General features: G+C 68.3%; 7 protein-coding genes. All 7 read right to left on the reverse strand.

The window, feature by feature from the left end; genetic code table 11:
• Window positions 1–95: 95 nt before the first annotated feature.
• The 7 genes from ABGB01_RS45610 to ABGB01_RS45640 all read right to left on the reverse strand — a co-directional run bounded on the left by ABGB01_RS45610 (window position 96) and on the right by ABGB01_RS45640 (window position 5803).
• Window positions 96–758: a sulfotransferase family protein gene (locus tag ABGB01_RS45610; protein ID WP_347780567.1), complete on the reverse strand. Its 663-nt coding sequence runs from the start codon at window positions 756–758 to the stop codon at window positions 96–98.
• A 102-nt stretch (window positions 759–860) separates the two neighbouring features.
• A complete protein-coding gene (locus ABGB01_RS45615; RefSeq protein ID WP_347780569.1) occupies window positions 861–1247 on the reverse strand; it encodes a DoxX family protein in 387 nt (128 codons plus the stop codon).
• Window positions 1248–1255: 8 nt separating this feature from the next.
• On the reverse strand, window positions 1256–2116 hold the full coding sequence (locus ABGB01_RS45620) for an NAD(P)H-binding protein (RefSeq protein WP_347780570.1): 861 nt from the start codon (window positions 2114–2116) through the stop codon (window positions 1256–1258).
• Window positions 2117–2151: 35 nt separating this feature from the next.
• A complete protein-coding gene (locus ABGB01_RS45625) occupies window positions 2152–2826 on the reverse strand; it encodes an LLM class flavin-dependent oxidoreductase (RefSeq protein ID WP_347780571.1) in 675 nt (224 codons plus the stop codon).
• Window positions 2827–2851: 25 nt separating this feature from the next.
• Window positions 2852–3736, reverse strand: a complete 885-nt coding sequence (locus ABGB01_RS45630; RefSeq protein ID WP_347780572.1) for an NmrA family NAD(P)-binding protein — start codon at window positions 3734–3736, stop codon at window positions 2852–2854.
• Window positions 3733–4698: a haloalkane dehalogenase gene (locus ABGB01_RS45635; RefSeq protein ID WP_347780573.1), complete on the reverse strand. Its 966-nt coding sequence runs from the start codon at window positions 4696–4698 to the stop codon at window positions 3733–3735. The genes ABGB01_RS45630 and ABGB01_RS45635 overlap by 4 nt, the downstream gene beginning before the upstream one ends.
• Before the next feature lie 607 nt (window positions 4699–5305).
• On the reverse strand, window positions 5306–5803 hold the full coding sequence (locus tag ABGB01_RS45640) for a hypothetical protein (RefSeq protein WP_347780574.1): 498 nt from the start codon (window positions 5801–5803) through the stop codon (window positions 5306–5308).
• Window positions 5804–6015 lie beyond the last annotated feature (212 nt).

Consider the following 6015-nt stretch of genomic DNA (forward strand, 5'->3'; position numbering starts at 1 on the left):
CTGAGCACCACCACGACACCATGAGCACCAGACCCCGTCAGGCCATCGCCTGGCGGGGTCGTTCATGTCGTCCACATAGACACCACGAACGCCGCCTACATGCCCATCTTCAGCGTCGCCCTACACCCTGACTCGTTGAGGTGCGGGAACGGCTCATCCGGGACCTCCACTCCCAGGAATCGGCACAGCGGCTCCCATCCTTCGCGGACGTCGAAGATCAGCAGCCGATCAGCCGGGATAGTGCTCCTGACAGCCTGGAGGTGGCGGTGGAAGGCGGCGACCGCGACTGCATCGTCCGGCATGCCGCCGTTGAAGTGCCAACCGGCGCCGAAGGCGGATCGACCGATGTGGTTCAGCACCGGGCCGAACCTCGCCATGGCCCCGAAGAAGGCTGCGGCCTGCTCTGGAAGCTCGGCAGGAAGCTCCCTGCCAGGTCCTTCGCTGATGAGCACCTGCATGCTGGCGTACCAGCGGTGCGGGTCACGGACGGTCAGAACGACCTTCGCTTCAGGATAGGCCTCAGCCTGCTCGCGCCAGAAGTGACTGGCCGGCCAGTCCTGGGTGGATTCGTATCCCTGCAGCACTTCCGGCCAGTTGAGGGTCTTGCCGTCGGTCACCGGCAGCCACCGCTCCACGTGCCCCGTCCGGGTGAGGACGTCGAACATGTGGTAAACGGGGCCGAATCCCAGCCGCTCCAGCGCAGCCTTCATCGAGGACGTGCCGGTGCGCGGGAAGCCCGCGCCGATCACCTTAACCATGTCATCACTCCCGTCGATTCGGATGTCATACCTATGAGTCGTCTCAGGTCTCAGAAGACCCGGCGGCCTGGTTCGCGTCTCCAGGCGCCGGGTGGGTGGCGATCAGCGCGTCGTGGTCAGCACGAGAGCCGGGTCGAGTGCCAGGGTGGCGACCGCCAGGCCGAGGAACACGATGGCCAGGTAGAACTGCGGGGAGAAGTCGCTGACGCGCAGGTGGGTGTAGAGGGCGCAGACGAAGTACAGGACCAGTCCCGCGGCGGCGGCCGTGCCGACGAGCGGGACGCCCAGCAGGCCGAGTGCGAGCCCGAGCGCGCCCAGGGCCTTGAGCGCGCCGATCGGCCAGACCAGCCATGATTCCGGCACGCCGGCCGTGGCGAGGGCAGGCCTGAGCGTCCGCATGATCGGCTTTAACCGGGTCATGGCCGCGAAGCCGGAGAAGGTGTTGAAGGCGATGGTCACCAGTGCGGTGATGACGTAAGCGGTGGACATCGGACGCCTCACCGGTTCCTGAAGGCGGCGAGGTGGTCGGCCACCCAGTCAGCGTAGGCCCGCGCCGGGCGGCCGAGGACCTCGTCCACCTCGCCGGTCACGGGATGCTGGTCGCGGCCAAGGTAGTGCGCGTAGCGGGCCATCAGGGCGCGCGCCCATGGCTCGGGCAGTCCGTTGTCGACCAGGTGTGCGGCGACGGCCTGCGGCGGGAGCTCCTCGAAGCGCAGTGGCCTGCCGAGCGCGGCGGCGATCACGGCCACCATCTCCTCGTGCGACAGCGACTGCGGCCCGGTGAGCTCCAGCCTGCGGCCGGCCAGCTCATCAGTGAGCAGCGCACGGGCCGCGACCTCGGCCAGATCCCGCTCGTCCAGAATGGACTCCCGGAACCGGGCATGCACGTAGCGGACGACGTCGCCGGAGCGGATTTGGACGCCCCACGCCTGTGCGGTGTTACCGGCGAAGCTGCTCGCACGCAAGCTGGTCCAGGTCATGCCGCTGGCGACGGCCGCCTCCTCGGCCTCCTTGTTGCGATCGCCGCGCCAGCGGGAGGGTTGCAGCTCGTACGGGTCGCCGATGTTCATCGCCGACAGAGCCACCACCTTGCGCACGCCCCTCTCGGCGGCCACGGCCAGCAGCTTGTCCGCGGAGTCGCCGAAGGTACGCGAGTGCAGGAAGACGGCCTCAGCGCCGTCGAAGCAGGTGGCCATCGTGCCGGGCCGGGACGGGTCGCCCATTGCGAGCTCCACCTCGTCCGGCAGGCCGGATCGCTGCGGGGAGCGGCTCACCGCGCGCACGGCGGCGCCCTCGGCGAGGAGTTGTGCGATGACGAGACGCCCGACGGCGCCGGTCGCTCCAGTTATGACGATCATGAGTTGTTCGCTTTCATGTGGCAACCGCGCCGTGGTCAGCGCAGCAGTTCGATGACGAGGGCCATGGCGTCGAGACCGCCATCGAGACCGCCGTCCAGGACGGTGATGTAGGTGAAGCCGAACTTTGCCCGGTTGCTGCGGATCTGTTCGGCGATCTGTGCGGGGGTGCCGACCAGGATGCCGGGTACGTTCCCGAGCTCTTCGGTGGTCAGCGAGGGGGCAAGGAAGCGCAGCCGGTCCAGGGCCTGACGCCGGGCGGTGGTGATCACGACAGCCGGTGCCTCGTGGTTGAGCTCGACCTGAGTGATCCGCTCCTTCAGCGCTGTGCGTACGAAGGCCACCCGGGTCGGGTACGGCATGCCCGCCTGGCGGAGATCGTCGGCTCCGGCCGATGGCCGTCCGGCGGCCAGACCGATTTCCAGGCGTCCGCCGGTCAGCAGATCGGTGCTGGCGACATCGCGCACCAGCAGCGCCGGGCTGTGGAAGGTGGCGTCCAGCACGTACGTGCCCAGACGTACCCGCTCGGTGGCCTCCGCGGCGAGCGCGAGCGCCGGGAACGGCGCGAGCTTGCCGAGATGGTCGATGACCGCGATGGTGTCGAACCCGATCTGCTCGGCCCGGCGGCATGACGCACGCCATTCGCGGCGGTCCGCGGCCATGTGCAGCGCGATCCCGAAGCGGAATGGGCGGTCGGTCTGCGAGGGCAACATGGTCCCTTCTCCTGGGAACTCGGGGTCAGGCCGCCGCCGCGGGCCGGAAGTGATCGGCGTGCTCGGCCGCCCACTGGGCGAACGTGCGCGGCGGCCGGCCGATGACCTGCTCCACCTGGTCGGTCAGCGCGGTGCCGTACTCGTTCGGCGTGCCGTACATCTGCAGCAGGATCTCCACCAGGTCGGCATCGCCGACTCCGGCCGCCTGGCTGAACGCGCGGAACAGCGACAGCGACGGCATGCCCCCCGGAACGCTCCACTCCCGGCGCACCTGATCAGGAGTGAGCTCCTCGAAACGCAGGTCGCGGCGGGTCACCTGGCCGATGATGGCGACCATCCCGCGTGCGGTGAGCACCTCCGGGCCGGTGAGATGGTAGGACCGCCCGTGATGACCGTCCTGCGTCAGCACGGTGGCGGCGACGGCGCCGATGTCATATTCGTCGATCGGCGGGCTCTTACGATCACCGTACGGCTCCCGCACCCGCCCGGTGCTCCGCAGCGCCTGGCCCCAGTCGGTGAGGAAGTTGGCCATGAACTGCACGGGCTCCAGAAAGGTCCATTCCAGGCCGCTTGCTCGGACGGCCGGCTCCAGCGTGCCCTCCCGCCAGCCGGCCAGGACGGTGACCTTGCCGACCCCGGCCCGTTCGGCTGCCTCCACGATGTCGCGGCCACTAGCCAGCGGCTGGTGGTCCCCGCCGAAATTGATCAGATGGGCGGCGGCCACGCCGTCGAACGCCTCCTCCAGGCCTGCGGCGTCAGTGAGGTCGCAGGCCGCCACCTCGGCACCGTCCGGCAGGACCGCCCGGCCGGGGTCGCGGGTCAGCGCGCGTACCTTCTGGCCGCGATCGAGCAGGTGCCGGACGACCTGCCGCCCGATGATGCCGGTCGCGCCGGTCACGAGGATGGTCATGCCGCGTACTCCTTGGCGGTGGAACGAATGAACTCCTCGACGACGGCCGCGAGCGCCGGTCCCGCGTCCTCCTGCAGGAAGTGCCCCGCGCCGGTGATGGTGGGATGGGTACGGCCTTGGGCGCCCGGGATCCGTGCGCTCAGGGCGGTGTGGTCGCCGTGGGTGACGTTGTCCTGGTCGCTGAACGCGCACAGGAACGGCAGTTCCAGCGTCTCCAGCACGTCCCAGGCCGCCCGGAGCGCGGGGGTGTACTCGTCCTGGGGAGAGATGGGGATGAGCAGCGGGAACTGCCGGATGCCCGTCAGGTACGACTCGTCCGGGTAGGGCGCGTCATAGGCGGCCAGGACCGCCGGGTCCAGGTCGGTGACGGTCATCGCGTCCACGATCGCGGAGGGCTCGAACGGATGGGTGCGCTGGCTGGACTGCAGCCAGGTGGCCATCATCGGCCAGCCCGCGCCGAGGTCCTCGTCCCCGGTGCTCAGGCCGGTGTTGGCAGCCACCACGCGGCGGAAGCGTTCCGGGTGAGCGGCCAGGAGGGGCAGCCCCAGCGCGCCGCCCCAGTCGTGGCAGACCATGGTCACCTCGCGCAGGTCCAGCCCGTCGAACACGGCCTCGCGCAGCCAGCCGATATGGCGGTCATAGGTGTAGGCGTGACGGTCGGCGAGCTTGTCCGACTTGCCGAACCCGATCAGATCGACGGCCACGCAGCGATGTCCGGCCGCGACGAGCGGTGGGATGACGTGCCGGTACAAGTAGCTCCACGAGGGGTTGCCGTGCAGCAGGACGACGGTCTCCCCCGAGGGGGTCACGGGCTGCTCGTCCACATAGTGCATCCGCAGCCGTCCCTGGTCGACCGCGACGTAGTGCGGTTCGAACGGGTAGTCCGGCAGGTTCTCGAATCGCGATTCCGGGGTGCGCAGCACCCGCAGGTCTTCCATAGTCATGGTGTCGGCCTTGGTCATGCCTCCTGAGAGGGACCGTGGGAGCGAAGTGTGACGTTCTGACAGAAATGTGAGCGAGGTCTCATTCGACTTTCGGGTTCGTCCACCGCATCACGCATGTCACACCGTCGCGGTGTGGCCCCTCTTGGGTGCGGCGGCGTCACGGGCAGTCGACGCACGTGAGCCGCTGAGCAGCCGACCACCTCTCGGTTTCGGAGGCGCTGCATGGCGCAGCCAGATCCTCGGCAGGCCCGTATCAGGCGCAGAACGTTTCGGCATCGGGCTCGCCGCATCCACGCTGGCCCTCGCGCTCGGCACGGCCTTCCCGCGAACGCGCGCCCCGGCGATCGGCGATCGTCTTCGACGAGACGACGCTGTGGGGCACCGGAGGACATTATCGGCAGGCACAGCGTCGCCGGCCATCACAGCCTCCCCTCGAACTACCGCAGCGCCGTGCGGCGGAGTACCGCTGGGAGCCACACGACGGGCGCGGCGTAACGGGCGGCATAGCCGACCGCGCTCGACGCCTCAACGCAGTGCTTGGGAAGCGTGTGGACACCGCGCCTTCGCGGTGTCCACGTCCCCTCCGGTGACGCAGAGCCCGTCTCTGAGCAGGTGACGGCGACGTTCAGTCCCGCCTGGCTATGCGCCAATTCGCGCTGTCGCCGATGGGCAGGTGAGTGACGTACACGCCGTCGGGGCCGGGCTGGAGATAATCAGAAGCATAGGCGTTCCGGATCCTGTATCTGGTGCCGTCCATCAGTATGGTCTTCCAGTGCATCGTCGACAGGTTGCCTCCGAACACGTCGCAGTCGTAGGAGCCGACTCGGACTTCCCTGCCTTCCATCCTCAGGCACTTCCCGGTCCACCTGTTCTTGAGCAACCGGTAGCCGTCGGTCCGATCGGGATTGATCCAGTGCCACTCCTGGGCTTTGGCATCGGCAGCACACGGCTGCATGCGGATGGCGCCACTGGCGTAGGTGGTCAGGCAATCGCCGGACAGGACATTTCTGAACGCCCAATAGATGACGGCGGAGGCCGACGCGTCGCCGGATGCCGACGCGGCCGACGCGGCGGGGGTCGCTCCGGCGATCAGGAGGTATCCCGCCGCTGGGGAGTGTCTAATTAACGGCGGATCTGATCATCAAGGAAGAGGTTCGTGATGACCGAGACCGCTGTGGAGTCGACGCCTGGTAAGGAGTCGGGCGGGGCCCTCTCTGTCAGACTGCTGTGATACATGGGACAGATGAGTCCATTTGATGTGAAGCAGGGCGAGACAGGATGATCGAGACAGTGACGATGACCCTCGCCGATCAGAGTGCCTTGACGGGGCAGGAT

This window comes from Nonomuraea sp. B5E05 (assembly GCF_039880665.1).
Lineage (GTDB): Bacteria > Actinomycetota > Actinomycetes > Streptosporangiales > Streptosporangiaceae > Nonomuraea.

What these genes read in the sequence shown, in the direction of transcription:
- ABGB01_RS45625 (WP_347780571.1), bottom strand. Translation starts at nt 2,826, where the DNA reads ATGTTGCCCTCGCAGACCGACCGCCCATTCCGCTTCGGGATCGCGCTG.
- ABGB01_RS45630 (WP_347780572.1), bottom strand. Translation starts at nt 3,736, where the DNA reads ATGACCATCCTCGTGACCGGCGCGACCGGCATCATCGGGCGGCAGGTC.
- ABGB01_RS45635 (WP_347780573.1), bottom strand. Translation starts at nt 4,698, where the DNA reads ATGACCAAGGCCGACACCATGACTATGGAAGACCTGCGGGTGCTGCGC.
- ABGB01_RS45615 (WP_347780569.1), bottom strand. Translation starts at nt 1,247, where the DNA reads ATGTCCACCGCTTACGTCATCACCGCACTGGTGACCATCGCCTTCAAC.
- ABGB01_RS45610 (WP_347780567.1), bottom strand. Translation starts at nt 758, where the DNA reads ATGGTTAAGGTGATCGGCGCGGGCTTCCCGCGCACCGGCACGTCCTCG.
- ABGB01_RS45620 (WP_347780570.1), bottom strand. Translation starts at nt 2,116, where the DNA reads ATGATCGTCATAACTGGAGCGACCGGCGCCGTCGGGCGTCTCGTCATC.